The 22,139-nt window shown below is 53.0% G+C and carries 27 protein-coding genes; 24 read left to right on the top strand and 3 right to left on the bottom strand.

The annotated features are described in order from the left end of the window. The first annotated feature begins 4 nt into the window (after window positions 1-4). The 6 genes from C5610_RS04300 (at window position 5) to C5610_RS04325 (ending at window position 7,575) form a co-directional block, all read left to right on the top strand. The gene (locus C5610_RS04300; RefSeq protein WP_105306064.1) at window positions 5-1,276 is read left to right on the top strand and encodes a DUF819 domain-containing protein; all 1,272 of its coding nucleotides are present in this window, start codon (window positions 5-7) and stop codon (window positions 1,274-1,276) included. 20 nt (window positions 1,277-1,296) lie between these two features. After that, window positions 1,297-2,139: a 3-deoxy-8-phosphooctulonate synthase gene (gene kdsA / locus C5610_RS04305; protein WP_105306065.1), complete on the top strand. Its 843-nt coding sequence runs from the start codon at window positions 1,297-1,299 to the stop codon at window positions 2,137-2,139. Window positions 2,140-2,145: 6 nt separating this feature from the next. After that, window positions 2,146-3,636 (top strand): TrkH family potassium uptake protein, encoded by a 1,491-nt coding sequence (locus C5610_RS04310; RefSeq protein WP_262340024.1) that lies wholly within the window; start codon window positions 2,146-2,148, stop codon window positions 3,634-3,636. Between the two features lie 15 nt (window positions 3,637-3,651). Beyond that, a complete protein-coding gene (locus C5610_RS04315) occupies window positions 3,652-4,425 on the top strand; it encodes a ZIP family metal transporter (RefSeq protein ID WP_105306067.1) in 774 nt (257 codons plus the stop codon). Window positions 4,426-4,518: 93 nt separating this feature from the next. After that, window positions 4,519-5,178, top strand: a complete 660-nt coding sequence (locus tag C5610_RS04320) for a TetR/AcrR family transcriptional regulator (protein WP_105306068.1) — start codon at window positions 4,519-4,521, stop codon at window positions 5,176-5,178. A 57-nt stretch (window positions 5,179-5,235) separates the two neighbouring features. After that, window positions 5,236-7,575, top strand: coding sequence for an acyl-CoA dehydrogenase (locus tag C5610_RS04325; protein ID WP_105306069.1), 2,340 nt, complete (start codon window positions 5,236-5,238; stop codon window positions 7,573-7,575). 35 nt (window positions 7,576-7,610) lie between these two features. Here C5610_RS04325 and C5610_RS04330 read toward each other — a convergent pair whose 3' ends face one another. After that, window positions 7,611-8,951 carry a S41 family peptidase gene (locus C5610_RS04330; protein ID WP_105306070.1) on the bottom strand — a complete coding sequence of 447 codons (1,341 nt, stop codon included), beginning with the start codon at window positions 8,949-8,951 and terminating at the stop codon, window positions 7,611-7,613. A gap of 133 nt (window positions 8,952-9,084) precedes the next feature. Here C5610_RS04330 and nagZ point away from each other — a divergent pair, with 133 nt between their 5' ends. After that, on the top strand, window positions 9,085-10,086 hold the full coding sequence (gene nagZ, locus C5610_RS04335; protein WP_105306071.1) for a beta-N-acetylhexosaminidase: 1,002 nt from the start codon (window positions 9,085-9,087) through the stop codon (window positions 10,084-10,086). Here nagZ and queC read toward each other — a convergent pair. Beyond that, the gene (gene queC / locus C5610_RS04340) at window positions 10,075-10,743 is read right to left on the bottom strand and encodes a 7-cyano-7-deazaguanine synthase QueC (protein ID WP_105306072.1); all 669 of its coding nucleotides are present in this window, start codon (window positions 10,741-10,743) and stop codon (window positions 10,075-10,077) included. The genes nagZ and queC overlap by 12 nt on opposite strands. 49 nt (window positions 10,744-10,792) lie before the next feature. Between queC and queE the strand changes: the two genes are divergently transcribed. The 14 genes from queE (at window position 10,793) to C5610_RS04410 (ending at window position 20,281) form a co-directional block, all read left to right on the top strand. Further along, window positions 10,793-11,464, top strand: coding sequence for a 7-carboxy-7-deazaguanine synthase QueE (queE, locus tag C5610_RS04345; protein WP_105306073.1), 672 nt, complete (start codon window positions 10,793-10,795; stop codon window positions 11,462-11,464). A gap of 83 nt (window positions 11,465-11,547) precedes the next feature. Then, window positions 11,548-11,829: a Flp family type IVb pilin gene (locus C5610_RS04350; protein WP_105306074.1), complete on the top strand. Its 282-nt coding sequence runs from the start codon at window positions 11,548-11,550 to the stop codon at window positions 11,827-11,829. Further along, complete coding sequence (locus tag C5610_RS04355; protein ID WP_105306075.1) at window positions 11,830-13,074, top strand: pilus assembly protein TadG-related protein; 1,245 nt, start codon at window positions 11,830-11,832, stop codon at window positions 13,072-13,074. Beyond that, a complete protein-coding gene (locus C5610_RS04360; protein ID WP_105306076.1) occupies window positions 13,067-13,609 on the top strand; it encodes a hypothetical protein in 543 nt (180 codons plus the stop codon). The genes C5610_RS04355 and C5610_RS04360 overlap by 8 nt, the downstream gene beginning before the upstream one ends. Before the next feature lie 23 nt (window positions 13,610-13,632). Beyond that, on the top strand, window positions 13,633-14,139 hold the full coding sequence (locus C5610_RS04365) for a hypothetical protein (RefSeq protein WP_105306077.1): 507 nt from the start codon (window positions 13,633-13,635) through the stop codon (window positions 14,137-14,139). Then, a complete protein-coding gene (locus C5610_RS04370; RefSeq protein ID WP_105306078.1) occupies window positions 14,136-14,324 on the top strand; it encodes a hypothetical protein in 189 nt (62 codons plus the stop codon). Before C5610_RS04365 ends, C5610_RS04370 begins: the two co-directional genes overlap by 4 nt. Further along, a complete protein-coding gene (locus C5610_RS04375; RefSeq protein ID WP_105306079.1) occupies window positions 14,321-15,040 on the top strand; it encodes a Flp pilus assembly protein CpaB in 720 nt (239 codons plus the stop codon). Before C5610_RS04370 ends, C5610_RS04375 begins: the two co-directional genes overlap by 4 nt. A 1-nt stretch (window position 15,041) precedes the next feature. Further along, window positions 15,042-16,244 (top strand): type II and III secretion system protein family protein, encoded by a 1,203-nt coding sequence (locus tag C5610_RS04380; protein ID WP_105306080.1) that lies wholly within the window; start codon window positions 15,042-15,044, stop codon window positions 16,242-16,244. Beyond that, window positions 16,237-17,451, top strand: a complete 1,215-nt coding sequence (locus C5610_RS04385; protein ID WP_105306081.1) for a CpaF family protein — start codon at window positions 16,237-16,239, stop codon at window positions 17,449-17,451. Before C5610_RS04380 ends, C5610_RS04385 begins: the two co-directional genes overlap by 8 nt. 1 nt (window position 17,452) lies before the next feature. Further along, a complete protein-coding gene (locus C5610_RS04390) occupies window positions 17,453-18,304 on the top strand; it encodes a type II secretion system F family protein (RefSeq protein ID WP_105306082.1) in 852 nt (283 codons plus the stop codon). After that, window positions 18,304-19,095, top strand: coding sequence for a type II secretion system F family protein (locus C5610_RS04395; protein WP_105306083.1), 792 nt, complete (start codon window positions 18,304-18,306; stop codon window positions 19,093-19,095). Before C5610_RS04390 ends, C5610_RS04395 begins: the two co-directional genes overlap by 1 nt. Next, window positions 19,095-19,547, top strand: coding sequence for a DUF192 domain-containing protein (locus tag C5610_RS04400; RefSeq protein ID WP_105306084.1), 453 nt, complete (start codon window positions 19,095-19,097; stop codon window positions 19,545-19,547). The genes C5610_RS04395 and C5610_RS04400 overlap by 1 nt, the downstream gene beginning before the upstream one ends. After that, window positions 19,513-19,884 carry a hypothetical protein gene (locus C5610_RS04405; protein ID WP_105306085.1) on the top strand — a complete coding sequence of 124 codons (372 nt, stop codon included), beginning with the start codon at window positions 19,513-19,515 and terminating at the stop codon, window positions 19,882-19,884. Before C5610_RS04400 ends, C5610_RS04405 begins: the two co-directional genes overlap by 35 nt. 19 nt (window positions 19,885-19,903) lie before the next feature. Next, entirely contained in the window at window positions 19,904-20,281 is a 378-nt protein-coding gene (locus C5610_RS04410) for a hypothetical protein (RefSeq protein WP_105306086.1), read from the top strand. Window position 20,282: 1 nt separating this feature from the next. Here the strand turns inward: C5610_RS04410 and smpB are convergent, their stop codons facing one another. Then, window positions 20,283-20,762: an SsrA-binding protein SmpB gene (gene smpB / locus C5610_RS04415; protein WP_105306087.1), complete on the bottom strand. Its 480-nt coding sequence runs from the start codon at window positions 20,760-20,762 to the stop codon at window positions 20,283-20,285. A 107-nt stretch (window positions 20,763-20,869) separates the two neighbouring features. On the opposite strand from smpB, the gene C5610_RS04420 reads away from it, so the two are divergent. From C5610_RS04420 to sixA, 3 genes are read left to right on the top strand one after another with little or no spacing between them, the layout of a single operon-like run. After that, on the top strand, window positions 20,870-21,301 hold the full coding sequence (locus tag C5610_RS04420; RefSeq protein ID WP_105306088.1) for a type II toxin-antitoxin system RatA family toxin: 432 nt from the start codon (window positions 20,870-20,872) through the stop codon (window positions 21,299-21,301). A gap of 2 nt (window positions 21,302-21,303) precedes the next feature. Beyond that, the gene (locus tag C5610_RS04425; protein WP_187346280.1) at window positions 21,304-21,654 is read left to right on the top strand and encodes an RnfH family protein; all 351 of its coding nucleotides are present in this window, start codon (window positions 21,304-21,306) and stop codon (window positions 21,652-21,654) included. A gap of 2 nt (window positions 21,655-21,656) precedes the next feature. Next, complete coding sequence (gene sixA, locus C5610_RS04430) at window positions 21,657-22,139, top strand: phosphohistidine phosphatase SixA (RefSeq protein ID WP_105306090.1); 483 nt, start codon at window positions 21,657-21,659, stop codon at window positions 22,137-22,139.

A 22,139-nucleotide genomic window follows, 5' to 3' on the forward strand; every position in this document is an offset into this window, starting at 1 on the left:
GTTTATGCTAGCTGCTGCACCTGCCGCTGCTGAGACGACTGCGTTAATTACCAATGATGGTGTCATCACGGGCTTATTGCTTGCGATTCTTGGTCTGGTGTTTTATACCCATTCGAGTAAACATCCGGCGTTTGAGAAATTTTATAAATTTGTGCCGGCGCTGTTGCTGTGTTACTTCCTGCCGTCACTGTTAAATACCTTCAACATTGTTGATGGCAACGCCACCGCCGTTACCGACATCACCATGGACTACCTGTTGCCGGCCTGTATGGTGTTACTGACGCTTAGCCTTGACCTGAAGGCTGTGTTCGGACTGGGATCGAAGGCATTGATCCTGTTCCTGACCGGTACCGTCGGTATCGTTATTGGTGGACCCATTGCCCTGTTATTGGTGTCGTTACTGTTCCCTGAATTATTGGGGGGAGCTGGTCCTGACTCGGTATGGCGCGGGATGACGACCATTGCCGGTAGCTGGATTGGCGGTGGAGCTAACCAGGCGGCGATGAAAGAAGTGTATGAAGTCGGTGGTGATATCTTTTCCGCGATGGTCACGGTTGACATTATCGTGGCTAACTTATGGATGGCAGTGCTGTTGTATATGGCCGCTAACGCCAAACAAATTGATGCGCGCACCGGTGCCGATACCTCAGCCATTGACGCCATCAAGGCCAAAGTTGAAGCCTATCAGGCGGAACACGTCCGCAACCCGTCATTACGTGACTTAATGTTGATACTGGCGGTCGGCTTCGGCGTGGCCGGAGCCGCACATTTGTTGGCTGACTGGATCGCGCCGGCCATTGGTACGCATTTGCCGTACCTGCGCCGGTTTAGTCTCGATAGTCTGTTCTTCTGGGTGATTGTGCTGGCCACGGCCGGTGGTATCGCCTTGTCGTTTACCCGAGCGCGCAGCCTGGAAGCCGCCGGCGCGTCAAAAATTGGTTCGGTGTTTGTCTATATCCTGGTGGCCAGTATTGGTCTGCATATGGACGTCACTGCCATCGTCGACGCGCCCAAGTACTTCCTGATAGGTGCTATCTGGATGCTGGTGCATGCCGGGCTGATGCTGTTTGTTGCGAAATTACTGAAGGCACCAGTGTTTTATATGGCGGTGGGAAGTCAGGCCAATGTCGGGGGAGCAGCTTCTGCGCCGGTTGTGGCATCGGCGTTTCATCCATCGCTGGCCCCGGTCGGCGTGTTGCTGGCGGTAATGGGCTATGCTTTAGGCACTTACATGGCCTACCTTGCAGGTCAAATACTGCGTGTTGTTGGTAGCTAAATTAAGGAATGACCAAAACTATGATCACATCACTGACGCTCAATAACATCGAGATTGCAAACGACAAACCTTTTGTCTTGTTTGGTGGCATGAACGTGCTTGAATCTCGTGATCTGGCGATGCGCATCGCGGAGCATTACGTTCAGGTAACTGAAAAACTGGGCATTCCTTACGTGTTTAAGGCATCCTTTGATAAAGCCAACCGTTCCTCCATTCATTCGTTTCGTGGCCCCGGCCTGGAGCAGGGGTTGCGTATTTTTGAAGAGATCAAACGCGAATTTGGGGTACCGTTGATCACCGATGTGCATGAACCCCATCAGGCCAAGCCGGTTGCTGAAGTGGTGGATATTCTGCAGTTGCCGGCGTTTTTGGCGCGGCAAACGGACCTTGTGGTGGCAATGGCAGAAACCGGCAATATGATTAACGTGAAAAAGCCGCAGTTTTTAGCGCCGCACGAAATGAAGCATATTTTGAAAAAGTTCCGCGAAGCCAATAACGAGCAAGTGATGTTGTGCGAGCGCGGTTCTTGCTTCGGCTACAACAACTTGGTGGTTGATATGCTGGGCATGGATGAAATGAAGTCGATGGCGCCGGTCATTTTTGACGCCACCCACGCACTCCAGCGTCCGGGCGGCCGCAGTGATTCGGCCGATGGTCGCCGTGCTCAGGCCGCGCAACTGGCGCGTTCAGGGATGGCACTTGGTATCGCTGGGTTGTTTATTGAAGCGCATCCGAACCCAAACGAAGCGAAGTGTGACGGACCTTGTGCGTTGCCGCTGGATGCTTTACAGCCGTATCTGGAGCAAATGAAAGCGGTTGACGATCTGGTCAAGAGCTTTACCGAACTTGATACCTCAGCGTAACAGGCCATGATGCAACAAGCCTCCACCGTTGCTGACAACCGCTTGCGCCCACAGCAGGCGGTTAAATTATTGGCAAAAGCCATTGGAGCGCTCATCGCCATATTGTCATTGGCGTTACTGGCGCCTTTTGTGCTGGCGGTGTTTCATGGCGAGAAAGATCAGTGGACCTATTTAACGCTGTCGATCATCGGCCTGGTGTTGGGGCTGGTACTCTATTCGCAGAAGACCGGTGATGCTAAGCTCCGCGCGCGGCAGGTATTTTTGCTGACCACGCTGTGTTGGGTTTGCGCCAGTTTGTTTGCCACCCTGCCATTTATCTTCGCCCAGCCTTATCTGGATTTTACCAACGCTTGGTTTGAAGCGATGTCGGCCATCACCACCACGGGTGCCACGGTCATTGTTGGTCTGGATACACTGCCGAAGTCGGTGCTGTTGTGGCGGGGCATGCTGCAATGGCTTGGTGGCATCGGTATTATCGTTATGGCAATGGCCATTCTACCGTTCCTGCAGGTGGGTGGTATGCGTCTGTTCCAGGCGGAATCTTCGGATATGTCGGGTAAATTCCTGCCACGTTCAAGCCTGATGGTGATGGCCATTGGTAAGGTTTACCTGCTCCTGACCGCGCTGGTTATCGCGCTCTACGTAATCGGTGGCATGAACGTTTTTGATGCGTTCGTGCACGGCATGACTACCATTGGAACCGCTGGTTTCTCCAACTACGATGCGTCATTCGGGCATTTTGCCGATAACGCCTTTCTGGTTATGGTCGGTACCCTGTTTATGGTGGCCGGGGCGTTGCCTTTTGTGCTTTATATCCGCGCACTTAAGCAAGACTACGAGCCGCTGGTCAAAGACACTCAGGTGCGCGCGTTTCTGATCTTTCTGACGCTGGCGATTGTCGCCATCGCTCTGATTCAAATTGCCAAAGGCCGTGAGGTGGGGGACGCTTTCCTGCATACTGCGTTTAATGTGGTATCGGTGGTCACCACCACCGGTTATGCAACGGAAGACTACGGTCAATGGGGCAGTTGGTCGCTGATGCTGTTCTTTTACCTGATGTTTGTCGGTGGCTGTACCGGCTCGACCGCCGGCGGCATGAAAATCTTTCGGTTCCAGTTATCACAGTTGCTGCTGCGGCGTCAGTTCAGTCAATTGATCCATCCGAACCTGGTACAGGTACAAACGTATCAGGAACGGCGAGTTAATGATTCGTTGTTGGGTTCGATGGTGGCTTTTTGTTTCACCTATTTTTTATTGGTGGCAGCCATTGCCTTAGGTTTGTCACTGTTTGACCTGGACTTTCTGACGGCCATTTCGGGCGCGGCATCAGCGGTCAGTAACGTGGGGCCGGCGTTGGGTGACATCATCGGCCCCAGCGGCAACTTTCTCCCGTTACCCGATGGCGCGAAATTTCTGCTGATTTTTGCGATGCTTGCCGGACGTCTGGAAATCATGACAGTATTGATTTTATTCCATCGCCATTACTGGCGTCACTAATTAACGGGAGTGCTCATGGACGGTTGGCTGGCGGCATTACTGGTCAGTGGGTTGAGCGGCGCGATGACGGCGGTTGGCGCGGCACCGGTGCTGATCGGCTGGCGTCCCGATGAACGCAACACCAACGCCCTGTTAGGGTTCGCGGCCGGCGTGATGCTGGCGGCCTCATTCTTTTCGCTGATTGTACCGGCACTGGATATTGCCGAACAACAATATGGCAGTGGCCTGGTACCGCCGTCCATTGCGGTTGCCGGTATTATTATCGGCGCGTTACTGATTGGCGCGATTGATCGCAGTGTCCCGCATGAACATTTTGTCAAAGGTGCAGAAGGCCCGGTGGCGCGACGTTTAAGTCGGCTGTGGCTGTTCATTATTGCCATTACCATTCATAACATACCGGAAGGGTTGGCCGTGGGGATTACCGCCGCTGGCGGCGATCGTGATGCCACCGTTGCGATTGCTTCGGGGATTGGTCTACAAAACGTGCCGGAGGGTCTGGCGGTCGCGTTAGCGTTACTGGCACTGGGTTACAGCCGTTGGCAGGCGTTTGTGGTGGCAGGATTAACCGGTGCCGTAGAACCCCTCGGCGGTGTCATCGGCGGCTGGTTTGTCGGCATTGCCGAATGGTTTCTGCCGTGGGGATTATTGGTGTCTGCCGGTGCGATGATTTTTGTCATCAGCCATGAAATCATTCCCGAAACGCACCGCGAGGGTCACCATTCCCGTGCCAGCTTTGGGTTAATGCTGGGGTTGGTGGTGATGCTGTTTCTTGATGTATGGCTGGGTTAAGTCAAAACGCGGATAAATAGTTTCAGCGAACACTTGATCGCTGAAACGAACTGAATTAAATTAAACGCATGTTTAAAATATGCGTTTATACCTATGTCTGAAACGGTCACCCGAACCCGAAAATCAAAAACCTCTACCCAGAAGCGCATTCTCGATGCGGCGGAAACGTTGTTCGCGCGGGAAGGTTTCGAACAAACCTCATTACGCCAGATTACCCAGGAAGCGAACGTTAACCTGGCCTCGGTCAACTATCACTTTGGCTCAAAAAAGGCTTTGATTCAAGCGGTGGTGGCACGTTACATGAACGTGTTTATGCCGGCGCTGGAGGCGGAGCTGAAACAGTTGGATGAGCGGCCATCGATCGACAGCCTGGCGGTGTTTGAGAGCTTTAAAGCGCCACTGGTAAGCTTAACCCAGGTGCACAAGCGTGGTACTGAGCACTTTCTGCGCCTGCTCGGATTTGCGTATTCTGAGACTCAGGGTCACCTTCGTCGTTACACCCAATCGGCCTTCGGCGATGTACTGCAGCACTTGCTGGCGCTGTTGCATCGAGCCAACCCCAAACTGACTGAACAAGATATGTTCTGGCGCCTTCACTTTGTGCTGGGTGCAACCGTGTTTGCTCAGGTGTCTGGACAAGCACTGATTGAAATTGCACAAGCGGAGTTCGACGAGGACGCCGACATTCAGACCGTTATTGATCACTTAATTGTTTTTATTGCCGGAGGCCTGGACAGTCAACTTGATGGCTAAGCAAAGCCGGGGTTGCTGTTCTACACTCTGTTTATGGATGGTTAGCTGGAGAAAACCATGGAAATTATCATTTTATTGATTGTATTGCTGGTGATTGTACTGGCGGTTGGAGAAATCCGACGCAGCCTTATTACCAAACCAGTATTTGGTTTGTTTAAAAGGATTTTACCACCACTTTCGGACACCGAACGCGAAGCGATGGAAGCCGGTGATGTCTGGTGGGACGGTGACTTATTCAGTGGCCGTCCGGATTGGCAGAAATTGCTGGATATGCCAGAACCGAAGCTGACTCAGGCTGAGCAGGATTTTGTCGATAATCAGCTGGCGACGTTACTGGATATGCTGGACGACTTTAAAATCGTCCAGCAAGACCGCGATTTGCCGAAAGCGGTGTGGGATTACCTGCGCAAGGAACGGTTTTTTGCGATGATCATTGGCAAAGAGTTCGGTGGTCTGGAGTTTTCACCGGCCGCCAACTCGTACATCGTCTCGCGCATTGCGACGCGCTCAATCAGCGCGGCGGTCACGGTTATGGTACCCAACTCGTTGGGGCCGGGTGAGCTACTGACCCATTATGGTACGAAAGAACAACAGCAGTATTGGTTGCCGCGTCTTGCTGATGGCACCGATATTCCTTGCTTCGCGCTGACCGGACCGGAGGCCGGTTCTGATGCCGGTGCTATTCCTGATGAAGGGATCATTTGTAAGGGCCAGCATAATGGCGAAGAAGTGGTCGGTATACGGCTCAACTGGTCCAAGCGTTATATCACCCTGGCACCCGCTGCGACGGTACTTGGGCTGGCGTTTAAACTGTACGACCCGGAAGCGTTACTGGGCGATAAAAAAGAGCTGGGTATTACCTGTGCGCTGATCCCGACCGACCACGATGGGGTTGAAATTGGTGATCGTCACTTCCCGCTGAACCAAGCGTTTTTGAACGGCACGACCTATGGCAAAGATGTTTTTATTCCACTTGACTGGATCATCGGTGGTGTTGATTACGCCGGCAAAGGCTGGCGCATGCTGGTGGAATGTTTGTCAGCGGGCCGCGGTATCTCATTACCGGCTCTGGCAGCGGCTTCTGGTCACGTGACGCAGCGAATGACCGGCGCCTACGCTTATGTGCGTCAGCAGTTTGGCTTGCCAATCGGGGTGTTTGAAGGGGTACAGGCGTCGATGGGTAAAATCGGCGGTACCAATTACACCCTTGAGTCCATGCGCCGGCTTACCATCAATGCCCTGTGTCAGGGTAAAAGCCCGTCGGTGGTCACCGCAATGACCAAGTACCATATGACCGAGATGGGTCGTGAGGTGATGGAACATGCGATGGATATCCATGCCGGTAAAGGCATTCAACTGGGGCCGCACAACTACCTTGGGCACAGCTACATGGCGACGCCGGTATCGATTACGGTAGAAGGTGCCAACATCCTTACCCGTAATCTGATGATCTTCGGCCAGGGCGCAACCCGTTGTCACCCCTATGTGCTGGAAGAAATGAAAGCTGCGGCTAACCCCGATGAAGAACAGGGTATGCGTGATTTCGATAAGTTGTTGGTGAAGCACATTAAATTTGCCGTCAGCAACGTTTTTGGCAGCCTCTGGATGGGCTTAACCGGTTCGCGCTTTAATGAGACACCGGTGAGTGGCGAAACCGCTCGCTACTATCAGCATCTGACACGCATGAGCCGAGCTCTGGCGATGGTTTCGGATGTGTCGATGTTAATGCTCGGTGGCGACTTGAAGCGCAAAGAAATGATCTCGGCGCGTTTGGGAGACATCCTCAGCCACCTGTATATGGCCTCGGCCGTATTAAAACGGTTTGAAGACGAAGGCCGTCAGGCGGCTGATTTGCCGTACGTGCATTATGCGGTACAGCAGCATCTGCATAAAATCGGCTATGCCTTTGATGGCTTCCTGCGTAACTTCCCTAACCGCGTGGTTGCCGTGGCGATGCGGGCGTTGGTATTTCCGCTGGGTAATCATTTTGGCGAGCCGTCGGATGAATTACTACAGAACATCAGTACCGATATGATGAAGCCGGGCGTTACCCGTGACCGTCATACCTTCCTGTGTTTCTGGAAAGAAGAAGAAAGTGATCCAACCGGCCACATGGAAATGGCGTTCCTTGCCATGTTGAAAATGAAGGATGTCTATAAAACCCTGCGTAAAGCACAAAAACGCGGTGAATTGTCGGCAAACCTGAACGGTCAGGAACTGGCGGATACAGCCCTGGAAAAAGGTTTAGTGGATAAAGATACCGCCGCCGAGCTTGCGAAAACGGAACGACTGCGGTTAACCGCTATCGGTGTCGACAGCTTTGCGCCGGGCATTCTTGAGCACAACCAGTTTTACACCACCAAGGGTGAACTGAGAAAAGCCGCAGTTCGCGATTAATGAACGCCGAACTACGGCAGTATCAACGCGCTTCGTTATTGTAACGAGGCGCGTTTTTGTTTGAGGTTATAAAACACCGGCTGTTGCGGCACAAAATCATCCGCCGATGGTTGCAGCAAGGCTTGAGCAGACGAGCTGACCGGACAGTTCCCGGTTTCCAGATAATTCCGCGCCGCTGCCGTCAGTGGGTCGTCAAAGCTACCCCAATCGGCAACGATGCGATCCTGCACCGGACAGGTCGGCGCAATGCCGTCAAAGTAGCGCCCATCGCCCTCAGAGTTAACGGTTTCAAAGTTAATCGCAAAGGTGACTTTGTCACACAGTTGTTCGGGCACCTGACCAACCGGTTTACCACAGGTGCGGTTGCCAATGACGGTGACATCGATATGAGGTTTTAGCGAATTAATGATCAGCTCTGATGATGAGCAACTGGCACCGGTGGTTAAGACAATGACACTGTCCAGATCGAGCTGTTCGATACCATCGACCAGACTGAAGGGGACGGCTTCATTTTGATTACGGTTTTGCTCGTTAAAACGGTATTCAACAAAGGTTTTACCTTGCACATGGGTACCGGCGGTTTGCGTAGCCGTCTGGTTGGCATAGCGAATGAGGCCGCCGCCGTTATAGCGAACATCGATGACCAGTTCGCGCACGCCCGCTGTCGCGAAATCATTGAAAGCCTCATTTAAATCATCGCCGGTGCGGTTAATAAAGCTGTCGAGGGTAAAATAGCCGACCGGTTGTTGGTTTATGTCCCATACCTGAGCGCCCATGACGGTATTGGTTGCCACCTGATCTTTGCTGATGGTTGCGGTAAATTCCTCGCCCGCCGGATTGCGCCAGCTGATATCACGGGTGACACCGACTTCCGGCTCGCCCAGTGCCTCATTGTAGGTACCATTGGCCAATAGCTCGCTGGTCGGTACTCCATCAATCGCGATGATGCTGTCGGCCCGCCGCATACCGGCCTCCCACGCCGGCGAATCACGGTAAACCAACCGCAATTTGATCTCTGTGGCACTGACCTGTTGCTGCGAGAAGCCAAAGCCGGCGTATTCGGCATTAACAAACAGCGACTCGTACTCTTCCTCGGTCAATATGTAGCTGTAAGTGTCTTCAGGAACACGCAGCTCTTCCAACACCGCATAAACGTCATCGAAAGCTTCAGGATCCAACTGCTGCGGTAACTGATCGGCCCAAAAATAATCGTCTTTCATGTACTCGAAAAAACGTTGGTTTTGATCCGGAATTGAACAGCTTGCAAAGCCGTCATCGTTATTGCTGCTACCGGTCGTACCGGCGTCAGATGAACCGCCGCAGGCGGCCAGCGTGGTTGCTAACGCAACGGCAAGTGTTGAGCGTATTATGTTCATAGGGCACCCAAATGTTATTTTTTTGTCAATTAAGGGTTAGAGTAAACCAACTGAAAAAAATTCAACAGTGTACTGGCCAAATTTACGTTGTCTGGCACACTAGCGGCATCAACAAAAACAACAGGACTTCATCATGGCGCAAGTAATGATCGATGTGGCGGGCACTGAGTTGAGTGCCGACGATCGTGCCTTATTAGCTCATCCGGATGTGAATGGGTTAATTTTGTTTACCCGCAACTTTCAGTCACCTGAACAGTTGCAGAGTCTTTGTCATGAGGCTCGACAGGTAGCGCAAAAGCCGCTGTTGATCGCCGTCGATCATGAAGGCGGGCGGGTACAACGGTTTCGCGACGGCTTTAGTGCGATTCCACCGATGGCATCGATAGCGCAACGGTTTACCGATCCGGTAGAGCAGGCACAGGCGGGGCGCGAGCTAGGTTGGCTAATGGCAATGGAAGTTCAGGCGGTGGGCATTGACATCAGTTTTGCGCCGGTGCTGGACATTAACGCCTGCAGTGATGTGATTGGTGATCGCGCTTTTGCCGATAATGCGCAGGACGTAACACGGCTGGCGGCTGAGTTTATTGCCGGCATGCATGAAGCAGGCATGGCGGCAACCGGTAAGCATTTTCCCGGCCATGGTTCGGTGCAGGCGGACTCGCATATCGCTATCCCGGTTGATGAACGGGATAAAGCCACCATTTTCGCAACGGACATTCCACCGTTTCGGGTGCTGGCAAAAAAACTGCAAGGCGTCATGCCGGCACACGTTATTTACCCTGAACTCGATGATAAGCCAGCGGGTTTTTCCAGCTATTGGTTACAGCAGGTATTGCGCACCCAATTGGGCTTTGACGGCATGATTTTCAGTGACGATCTGTCCATGCAGGGGGCAACGGTAGCGGGCACCATGAAAGCACGGGCGGATGCCGCGCTCAACGCCGGTTGCGACATGATTTTGGTGTGTAACGACAGAGCCGCCGCGAGCGCATTGCTGAGTGAACCGCTGGCTGCGACCGGGTCACACAGTGCGACGCGCTTTCAACGGATGTTGATGAGTGGTACTCGGCCTAATTTGGCGGAACTGCAACGCACGCCACGCTGGCAGCGTGCGCAACAGTATTTAGCTGACTGATACCTCGTAAGGCAGCGGATCGCGTTGTTGATTCGCTGCGAATGCCTGCAGTCGTTCAATACAAGCTCCACACTTACCACAGGCTTTATCGCGGCCGTTATAACAGGTCCAGGTGTTGCTGTAGTCCAGTCCCATGCGCAGGCCGTCAGCCAGAATGTCGTTTTTATCCTGGTCCAGGTAAGGCGCGACAACCTCTACCGGTTCGTAGTTTGCCAGTTTACTGACGACATTCATCTGGCGCACAAACTCCGGCCGACAGTCCGGGTAAATGGCGTGGTCGCCCGAATGCGCGCCATAGTAGACCGCGGTCGCCTCAACGGATACCGCGTAACCAATCGCCAGTGACAGCAGAATCATGTTGCGGTTGGGGACTACCGTTGACTTCATCGACGCTTCCTCGTAGTGACCCTCGGGAATGTCGATATCGTCGGTTAGCGAGCTGCCCGCGAGCAGGCCATTGATGGCAGTAATGTCGACAACTTTGTGCGTTATGCCGAGGTTTTTACAGACGTTGGCAGCAACATCAAGCTCTTTCACGTGTCTCTGTCCGTAGTTAAAGGACAGTGCTAAGACCTCATGACCCTGTTCAATGGCCTTATTCAGTACGGTGTAAGAATCCATGCCCCCAGAATAAATAACTACGACTTTTTGCGACATTTCCTACCTCTCAGTTATAATTGCGCAGCCATTCATTCTAACCAAAGCTATGACATACCGCATCAACGAAATTTTTGAAACGTTACAAGGCGAGGGAACCTTTACCGGTGTGCCTTCTATTTTCATCCGTCTGCAGGGTTGCCCGGTCGGTTGCCCCTGGTGTGATACGCAACATACCTGGGAAACGCGAGCGGAGGATGAGGTTAGTATTGCCACCATGATGGCGAAAACCTCGGCTTCGCCACAATGGGCGGCGATGACGCCGGACGACATTCTGGCGCTGATACAACAGCAGGGTTACCATGCCCGTCATGTTGTGATTACCGGCGGTGAACCGGCCATGTTCGATCTACAGCCGCTGGGCGAAGCGTTAGAGGCGCAGGGCATGCGGTTGCAGATCGAGACCAGCGGTACCTTTACCCTACAGGTCACAGCAGCGACCTGGGTAACGGTATCGCCGAAGCTCGATATGCCCGGCGGTTATTTGGTGCGGCCCGATTGTATGGCGCGGGCTAATGAAATCAAACACCCCATTGCGATGCAGAAACATATTGACGCGTTGGATAGGTTATTGGCGCAAAATTCGCTGCGTGATGACGTACAAATCTGCCTTCAGCCCATCAGTCAGCGGCCGCGGGCAACCGAGCTTGCGATGCGAACCTGTATTGAGCGTAACTGGCGCCTGTCCGTGCAGATGCATAAATATCTGAATATCGAGTAAGTGATCGACGACATCGATCACGCCCCCTAAAACGGCCTCCTATACTCTGCGTTTTCTCAACGTAGCCTATCAGGAGGCCGCTTATGCTTACTCAACCTATCTCTCTTCGTCGTATTGCCGGTCAGGGCATGACCGAATACATCATTATTGTTGCATTGATTGCGGTTGCTGCAATTGGTGTCTACTCGTTGTTTGGTAAATCAATCCGTAACCAGGTTGCCGGTCTGGCTCAGGAAATGACCGGTCAGTCCTCCAGTCAGCAGTTAAATCGGGCGCGCCAGTCGTCGCGTTCTGCTGCCACTAATGCTAACCAGGACATTAATCTGGGCAATTACGACGAAGCAACCGAACAAGGAAACCAGTAGTTGTTCCGTTTTAGAGCCCGGCAACAACAGCAGCGCGGTCAGACACTGACGGTGATGGCCGCCGCTGTGTTTTTAATGGTGTTGATGCTGATGGCGACATCACGGATGGGCGAGCATGCGCGCCGGCAGTGGTATTTACAAACCGTTGCCGATAACGCGGCATACAGCGGTGCAACGCTGATGGCACGTCAGTTCAATGTATCGGCGGTGCTGAACCGGGCATTAATCGCCAATCAAGTGGCGGTTGCGCAATGGGTTGGTTTAGCGAGCTGGTTAATGATGGCAAAACAAGCGGTCTTCAATACCGCGCTGTTAATGATGTGGATTCCGGGAGTTCAGGGGTTCATGATGGCGTTGATGCGGGCGATGTCACGGGTTGATGACGTCGTTGACCCGATCATCGAAAAGTTGTTGCTGTTTCATGCGGCGGTTATTAAAGCAATTTCGCTGGCCTTAGTGGCACTGGAAGCGGCTATGATTGCGGAAACCTGGCTGTCGATTCGGGCGGTGATCGAAAAGCATGACCCCGAGCTGGACTGGGATGCGTTCCAGGGCGGAAGCATGGTGCCTTTTCCGGCGCTGTGGGTCAGTATGACCAATACCCGTTCTACTCGTAAACGCAAGGATTCCAATTTTTTTAAGCAACTGGTTCTGCACAGTCGTGACCCTTTTACCACGTCACGCAGCTATCGCTGGTTAGAAATAATGAATACCAAAGTCGTCAAGGCGGGCGGCAATGAACTGGAAACCCTCGCAAATGGCATCTGGAATTGGAATGCCATTGACTCGGTTGCGGTTCACTTAAAGGTTTTTCATCGCGATTACATTGTTGCGCCAATTGGCTGGGGTGCCAGGGCGAGTTATCGCCGTTATTGGGCGAGCCGCGGCCATCATACCGTCTATGGTGATGCGTTCAGTCTCAACAAGCAGGTGACCGACCTGGCCTGGGCATCCATGAAAAGCTATCGAGTGGCGATACCATCGTTTCACTATTTAACCCTGCGAAATCATAAAAAATATGGTGCCAATGCGTTAGTGGTCGGTATCCGAGATAAGGCAACGGGGCAGGTTGCTCACGCGCGGGCCGAAGTCCGCTTCTCGCGCCCGTTATCCTTGTTTCCGCGGGGCGATCGACAATTCGAAAGCGACAATTTATTTAACGCCCTGTGGGAACCGAACCTGGTGCCGTTGAGCAACGTCGATAAAGCGGCGATTGCCGCCAAGGAGTGGGCTCGCAATGGCTAAGGGACAGGTCCTGATCGAAGCCGTTATCGGCCTAACGCTGATGCTGCTGGTTGTGTTGATGCTGCAGCAACAACTGATGCCAGCGGCGCACAATAATGAAGCGGCGTTAACGGCGCAACGGCACGCCATTTGGGCTCGAACGGCGGATCCGGGAGTGACACAGACGACGGATGACTATCCTTCTGCCCGTGCCAGCGGACGCGTACTCAGTTCACTCAGTAATTTGGTTGAGCTGGACTTTGACACCAATAATCTGCGCACGTCTGTCGCCGCTGACGAGCAAACCGAGGCGGCTGATTACCCGATGGCTCGCATTACCGATGCCTGGTCACCCACTCGAGCTGAGCAACTGCAATCAAGGCCGGCTTTGTTTGTGTTGAATTCACTGTTATCGAACCGGGTGGTTACCGTTGTGCAAGACGGTTTGGGCTGGCTACCAATCGCTAAGGAACTTGCTTCTGACTCGTTAATCTTCGGGCACGTTGATGCTGATGTGGTGCCGGAGCGGGCACTCACACAAATTCCGTATCGTTAGGCTGAATAACATGAGGTATGAGAATGGACATTCCTGCGGGCTTTGAACAGTGGCAGTGGCAACCGCTTGAAGTGCGGGTTTTCGCGGCAACTACGGCGTATCGCTTAATTGAGCCGCAGCAACCGGACTGGACGTTACTGCAGCGCTGGTATCCCCAATGCACTGAACAGAAACTGAGTAACTTTTGGCTTTGCGAAATTGCTGGCAGGCGCTGGACCTTTCTTGAATACAGCAGCGGCCAGTGGGTGTTAATGCCGGTCGTTAACCCGGTTGTCGAGCGCGACTCACCGCTGCCCATGGGGCTGGATTTACTCAGTGTGAGTGAGAGTAACGGCAGCGAAGTTTACCTGTATTTTTCCAACAAACCGATGCCGCGTTTGCAGCGCCAATTAAGGTTCCGGCTGGCGCAGCGGATTGCAGAGATTAAGACCCTTGAGCAGGAGGATGACCTATGGCTATTAAAAGACAACGATGGTCGGCTGGTGTTTAGTCAGCACGGTGACTGGACCTTTGTGACGCTATTGCGATGAGGTATCAGACAGGGCAGGCCACGGTTGAGTGGTTGCTGGTAGGACTGGCACTGAGCACGATTTTATGGTTGAGCGAACGCCAGCTCAACCTCACCGAGCAGTTGCGTGAGTGGGGCGTGCGGGTTATCGAGCATTATCATTTTATTTTTAACTACATTGGTTTAGCGCCAGGGAGTGGGTTGTGACCGGAAAGTTAAAATGGGCGGCGATATTGATCATCAGTTTGGTGATGACGGCACTGACCTTGTTATTTTTACAAAAGTACCTGTCCGAAGAAACGCAGCGGCGGCTCGCCGAGGCCGAGCCCGAAGGGATTGCGGTGGTGGTATTTGCACGCGCGATGCAGGCCGATGAACAGGTATTTGCCGATGCGTTGGCGCTACGTGAATTTCCTGAACACCTAATCAGCTCGCAATGGTTGTCACAACAACAGGTTGCCGGACTGCTGGGGCAACGGCTCAAGTACGATGTTCAACAGGGTGAGCCGATGACTGAAGCCATGCTCATCAGCAACAACTTTGCCGGTTTAAGCCGGCAGCTCCCGGCTGACCATTTTGCGGTTACGTTACCGGCAACCGACGTTGCTCGCCACAATGGCTTACTGGCGGTCGGTGACCGAGTGGATATCACCTTCGCCGAAGACAGCCAGCAGGGTGATGTTCGACAGCACACCTTCAGCAACTTATCGATCTTTGATTTGGGCGCAACGGACGGTGACTACGGTCATGCGTTTGCCGGTATCACGGTGTTAGTGCCGGCCGCTGAAATCGCAGCATTTACGCGCTACCAGAATGACAATTACGCATTATCGGTGCGGGCTAAGCAAATGAACTCATCGTTATCTATCTGGCAACCGGTGGCGCCATCGGCGCGCATTCTTAGCTGGCAGGGAGAGCACTGATATGCGTCTGCAACTGAAGTTGTTTGTTCTCATTCTGCTCGTGCTGTCGGCTACCCCCGCGTTGGCCGCCGACAAATCGACGATCACGCTGCTGGTGAATGGTTCTGAAACAGTAACCCTGCCGGACAATACTCAGGTAATGGTTGGCGACGAGTCCAAATTGGCGGTGCGATTGGTAACTCCGACGCAGCTGCTGATGAAAGGACTCGCGCCGGGCTACACCGATGTTTGGTTGATCAACGATACGCCCCAACGACTGCGGGTAACCATTGAGCGGCCGCTGGATGAAAGGCTTGAGCTCGAACTGTCGGCGTTGCAGCAGGTTGAGCCGGACTTGCGCATCACCCGACACCGTAATTTCGTCATTGCCGATGGCATGGTATCCGCCGTGAGTGAGGAAAAGCTCAGTGTACTGGCGAGCCAGTATCAACAGTTGTTGGTACAGACCGAGGTGACGCTGACCGATCCGCCGATGTTGCGATTGAGCGTAAAAATTCTCGAAATAAAACGCCAACAATTACGCCAGTTAGGTATTGAATGGCAAAGTGCAACCAGCGGTCCAACAGCGGCGACAGCGATCAAGGGGATGTTTGCCTGGTCAGCGCAAATGGAATCGACGCTGAATCTATTGCAGCAGCAGGGCCACGCAAAGCTGTTGGCCAGCCCCACACTTTCGGCACAAAGCGGAGAAAGTGCTGCCTTTCTGGCCGGCGGCGAAATTCCGATCCCGCAGGTGGTGGCGCAAGGTATGCAGGACGTCGAATTTCGTGAGTACGGCATCAAGTTGAATATCGCGCCGGAAGTGACCGCGACCGATAAAATTAAAACCGTGTTGAGTGCCGAAGTCAGTAATTTGGATCCGGCGGTTTCCGTTAACGGTGTTCCCGGCATTCTGACCCGCCGTACCGACTCTGTGTTTCTGGCCGCGGAGGGAACCACGTTAGTGCTGTCTGGATTACTGAGCCATGAACACAGCTTGAATGAGTCGGCAATACCGGGGCTCAATGACGTGCCGTTACTGGGCAAACTCTTTCAGGCGCAGGAACAGCGGCAGCAACAGACCGAACTCGTGATCATGGTGACGACCGAGCGGCTGGATGCGGCAGAACAACGCCACCAACAGCAATGGCAACGACAGCAGCAACAACAACACTGGCTTGAACAGGCGGGGTGTGTCGGTTTACAGGAGGTGAACGATGAATGAGCTGAAGCAACAATTGCAGCAACAACTGCGTCAGCATTTGGATCAACGGGATGCATTGATGGACGAACTCAGTGATGAGGACTTGCGAGACCACGCGACACGTTACCTCAGTGCCCAGGCAGCGGCGAGTGAACAGCATCATCATTTAATCAGAGAGGTGGTGGATGAGGCAATTGGCTTAGGGCCGTTGGAACCGCTGTTAGGCGATGAATCGGTGTCAGAAATTATGGTAAATCGGTTTGATCAAATTTTTATTGAGCAGTCCGGCAGGCTACAACAAGCACCGATCCAATTCAGCTCTGAACAGGCACTGCGACGCGCCATTGACAGGATTGTACTACCACTGGGGCGACATGTTGATGATGCCTCGCCGATGGTTGATGCGCGACTCAAAGATGGTTCCCGGGTCAATGCCGTGATACCGCCGTTGGCGCTGAAAGGAAGCTGTCTTACGATTCGTAAATTTGCGGCCAAACCGCTGACGCTGGATGATCTGATTGCATCCGGATCTCTGTCTGCAGCGGCGGCAAAATTTTTGATACTGGCGGTGCAATGTCGGCAAAACATCATTGTTTCCGGTGGTACCGGAACCGGTAAAACGACGTTACTCAACACGTTATCCAGCAACATTCCGGCGGGCGAACGGGTAATCACCATCGAAGATGCGGCCGAGTTGCAATTGGGTCACGAAAATTTAATCAGTTTGGAGGCGCGTCCGAAAAACCAGGAGGGACAAGGAGCGGTGGGCATTCGTGAATTGGTCATCAACGCGCTGCGGATGCGCCCGGATCGGTTGGTGGTGGGTGAATGTCGCGGTGCGGAAGCATTGGATATGTTGCAGGCGATGAATACCGGGCACGCCGGATCATTGAGTACCGTCCACGCCAATACCGCGCGAGATGCCCTGCGGCGACTGGAAGTGATGGTGTTGATGGGAGGTATAGAGTTACCCGTTATCGCCATTCGGCAGCAGGTGGCCAGTGCGGTGGATATTATTGTACAGATAGCCCGCTTATCGAATGGCCGACGGGTGGTGATGAGCATTAACGAAGTGACCGGACTTGACGGTGATACGTTACAGGTGGCCAGTTTGTTTGAGCGAACCCGCCAGTCCGGGCAGTTAGAAAGTTGTCAGACCCTGTGTCAGTTCGCGCAGCAGCAGGATGATCAGGTTCAGGCGCAATTAATGGACTGTCTGGTGAACTGACATGCTGATGCAAGTATTGGTGGCGTTTTGTCTGTTATTGAGCACGGTCTTTTGGTGTTCACTGTTGCTTCAGTTTAACCGACAGCGCTTAAAAACCTTAGAAGGCGCGTTGGAAAGCAACGCACAGCGTTCACTACAGGAATTTTTCCTGTTCCTGCCGGTAAAAATACTGGTGCGCCTGTATCTTTCGCTGTGTGTGATGTCACCGTTATTAGGTTGGCTGGTCGGCGACTGGTTCAGCGCGTTGGTGTGTTTCGGGGTTGTCTTGGTGGCGCCGCCGATGGGCTACAAATGGCTATTAAAGCGCCGCTACCGGGCTTTGCAAAAACAACTGGCACCGATGCTGGTCACGCTCAGTAATCAATTACGCAGCGGTATCAGTATGGCGAATGCCATTAACGGCCTGAAAGGTGAAATCGCGGCGCCACTGGGACAAGAAATCAATGAAGTACTGCGTCAGGTAAAGCTAGGCCAGGACTTGGAGCAAGCGCTGCTGGGCTGGCAACAACGGGTCCCCATATTCTCGGTAAAAATGGTCGTGCAGTCATTGATATTGGGGTTTCGCAGTGGCGGCCAGCAGTCGGATTTATTGATGCGGCTGGCCGATAACTTACAACAGCAGGAACACATTCGGGAACGCCAGGCGACCTTGTCGTCGCAGGCTAAAATGCAGGCGCGGATATTGGTGCTGATGCCGGTTGCGTTGTTTTTGTTACTGCGCAGTATGAAACCCGACCACATCGCTATGCTCACCGATACATTGGTGGGGCAGTTGATGTTAGTGGCTGCGGCGGTATTAATGTGCATTGGTGGTTGGATGATGAAGAAAATCCTCAATACGGATGACTTTTAATGCTGTTATTGCTGTTTCCCATGACCTTTATCTGTATGGTTTTGATGTTCTATTTATTGTGGCGGCTGTGGCGCTGGGTGCGGCTACCGGAACGCCTGGACCAGTGCAGTCAGTATCTTTGGCAACGCCTGCCGGCGCGATTAAGTCGACGGCTGCAGCAATGGTTCGACAGTGAACAGAAAAATCCGTACATCCATCGAGTGATTATTGGCTGGTCTGCGCTGCTAATGCTGATGGCGGTGCTCAGTGCCCATTACGGCGAACCTCTGCTGTTGATGGCCGTCAGCCTGTTACCGTTACTGCAAATCAGTAAAAACCAGAACCGGTTTAAAGTAAAACAACGCGCGGTGGTTAAAGAGCTGCCGGATTTTTGCGATATGTTGGCGATGATGATTGCTGCCGGTATTCCGCTGATACCGGCGATGGCGAGGGTTGCCAGTGCTTGTGAAGGAGGGCGGCTGGCCGCTGAAATTGCTCGAGTCAATCAACAACTGCGGCAGGGGGTTCCGTTTGCCGAGGCGTTACAACGTCTTGCCGGACGCTACCGGCTACCGTTGTTAAATGAATGGACCGGACTGTTAATTCAGGGCCATCAGCAGGGCAGTAGTCTGGTCACGACGTTGCGTTTTCACTCGTTACAAATGCGCCAGCAATTGCTGAATGAGGCCGAGAAACGGGCGCAGGAAGCGCCGGTAAAGTTACTTTTTCCGCTGATGACCTGCTTCTTCCCGGTTAATTTTCTGGTCATTTTGGGTCCCATTGTATTGCAGCTTAGCGAAGGTGGACTGTAATGACTGATTATCCGGTTATTTGGCCAATGGGGCGCAAAATGAGTGGCTTTGGTGAACGTTTGTGGGGGTTGATTAAGGTTCCCGAACCGGCCGCGTATCAGGCTTTTTGGTTTCCGCGCTGCCGCAGTATTCATACCTTTGGCATGAAAGCGCCGATCGACGTGCTGGGACTGGATCAGGAACAGCGTATTCGTCAGGTTGAGCGTCACGTCTGCCCTGGGCAGGTACGTTATTTTAAAGGCTGTGACAGTGTTCTTGAGCTGGCTTCGTTCAGTCCCTGGCCGCTGCAACACTGGCTTGGTCAGCAACTTATTTTTAACCGGCAAGGAGTGCCAGAACATGCTCAATTTGAAGCTACTGATCCGAATTATTTTGCTATTGCCATCGCTATTGCTGGCGCAGGGCTGCCAGTCGACCGTGGCCGAGACGCAGGAGCAGCAACAGGTTTATGAACAGGCTAAGCAGTGGTATTTACAAGGTGATTTATTGACCGCCGAGCAGCAATTGAACCGTTTGCATTTGCGTCAGTTGGATACACCACAAAGTTGGCGCTTGCTTGGTAATATTCAGTTTCGGCAACAGCGGCTGGCGGCTGCCGAACAGGCGTATCAGCAAGCGTTGCGCTATGATGCTAATGATCGCCTCAGTTGGCATAACCTGGCGTTGGTGCGTTTGCGGCAAACCACGGCGACATTGATGCAGGCGCGCGCCGAACTGGGTGAGTTGAGTGCTGGCGATGCGGTATTGTTGGATCAATTGCTAAAACTGCAACGTGTTGCGCTGCCCTGACGGTCGACGTGCGCGCGGCATGATCATGCTGAGCCTGGCACTGTTTGGATTATTGCTGAGCAGTGCTGTATCCAGCGCGCTGCTGCTCCGTGTCAGAACTCAGGCCGTGTATGTCGACGTGGTTGCCAATGCCATTATCAACCGAAATCACCTGATTGTTGCTGAACAACGTCGACTGGGGCGGATGCCAACGGCGGCGGAACTCAGCGCGACACAGCACAGCAGCGCGATCATCTGGCCGTTTGAGATAACAGAGTACAGTGCCGAGCGGGTGGTCTACCGTTTGCCGCTAGCGCAACCTCAATGGCAGCAACGGCTGCTGGCAAAGGTGGCAGGAACCGTTGTCGACGGGCACTGGTATGGCGAATTGCAGGCGCCCGTCGTAACGGCAGATTAGCTTAACGAACGGAGTGTTTCATGATGCGCGACTTCTGCCGCTGCCAGTCACGCTCTTTAATGGTGTCTCGTTTGTCGTGAGACTTCTTACCTTTAGCCAGCCAGCATTCGACCTTGACCCAAGGGCCACGCCAATACATCGCCGTAGCTACAATAGAGTAGCCTTCACGCTCGGCGGCTCCGATCAGTTTATCCAGCTCTTTACGCTTCAATAATAATTTGCGGCTGCGGTCCGGTTCACAGTAAACGTGACTTGAGGCTTGATTCAGTGGCTGAATTTCAGCGCCAAGTAGGTACGCTTCGCCATCTTTAATAATGACGTAACTGTCCCTGATGTTGGCCTTGCCTGCACGAATGCTTTTAACTTCCCATCCCTGCAAACTGATACCGGCCTCGAATTTTTCCTCAAGGAAATACTCGTGCCGCGCTTTTTTATTAAGCGCAATGGTGCTGCTTGATTGTTGTGGTTTCTTTTTGCTCATGAGCGCTATTATACCCATGATTCAGTAAAAGAAAATTGCTTTCAGGACTAGAAAGGCTGGCAGATTGCGTTATTATTGCGCAAACCGAATTTGGCAGTAGGAAGATCATGCCCAGAATCGAAAAAAGTGCGCTGGTTTCATACAGTGCACAACAGATGTTTGACTTAGTTAATGACATTGATGCGTACCCACAATTTGTGCCCGGTTGTGTCGGTGCACGAGTACTTGAGCAGGGCGACGATTATAAAGTGGCCAGCCTGGACATCAGTAAAGCCGGTATTCGCAAAAGTTTTACCACGCGCAATCAACTGCGTCCGCCGGAGCGGATTGAAATGCAGTTGGTTGATGGGCCGTTTAAGCAACTCGGTGGTGGCTGGCGTTTTGTGCCGTTAGCAGAAGACGCTTGTAAAATTCAGTTTGAGCTGGATTTTGAATTCTCCAGCCGCTTGCTGGGAATGGCGTTTGGTAAAATTTTTGGTGAAGTAACCGCGCGTATGGTCGATGCCTTTGCTGAGCGAGCCAAACAGGTGTACGGATAATCATGAACATGCTGACGATAGAAGTGGCTTATGCAACACCGGAAAAACAATTGATTCTGACGGTGCAGGTGCCTGAAGGCACCACGGTACAACAATGCATCGAGCAATCGGGGATTGTTGAGCATTTTGCGGAAATCGATCTGAGTCAGCAGAAAGTCGGCATCTGGAACAAAGCCGCGAAACTCGATGCGACCCCCAGAGACGGTGATCGTATCGAGATTTACCGGCCCTTGATCGCCGACCCCAAAGCGGTTCGTAAACGCCGGGCTGAGCGTGCAAAAGAAGAAGGCCGTGCCGATAAAGTGACCGGTGGTCGGCCTGATACTCAGCGTCGCCAACGAAGTAAGGAGTAGCCATGCGTTTGTACATCATGCGTCACGGTCATGCGGTATTGCCGTTGTCCGCACAAGCCGATGAAGAACGTCGCTTAACACCTGAGGGTGAGCGGGAAGTTGCGACCACGGCACAGTGGTTGGCCGAACAGGCCGGGCAACTGGATGCCTGTTTAATCAGTCCTTATATTCGCGCTCAGCAGACGGCAACGGTCGCCATGGGGCGGGTAAACTGTCGTCAGCGACAAGACTTGTATGAACTGATACCGGATACTAACCCAAAACAGGCGCTGGCCGCGTTGGCTGCTGAAATTGAAACGCACGATTACCAACAGGTGCTGGTGGTCTCACATATGCCGTTGGTCAGTTATCTGGTTCACGAAATTGATCGCGCCAAGCAACCGCCGATCTTCCCCACTGCCGCGATCGCCGTGATGGAGTTTGATCCGGTCACCCAACGCGGTCACTTTGAACAGTTGATGGTGGCCGAGCGCTGCGCCGGCTAA

Origin of the sequence: Idiomarina sp. OT37-5b (genome assembly GCF_002968395.1) — a bacterium.
Taxonomy (GTDB): domain Bacteria; phylum Pseudomonadota; class Gammaproteobacteria; order Enterobacterales; family Alteromonadaceae; genus Idiomarina; species Idiomarina aquatica.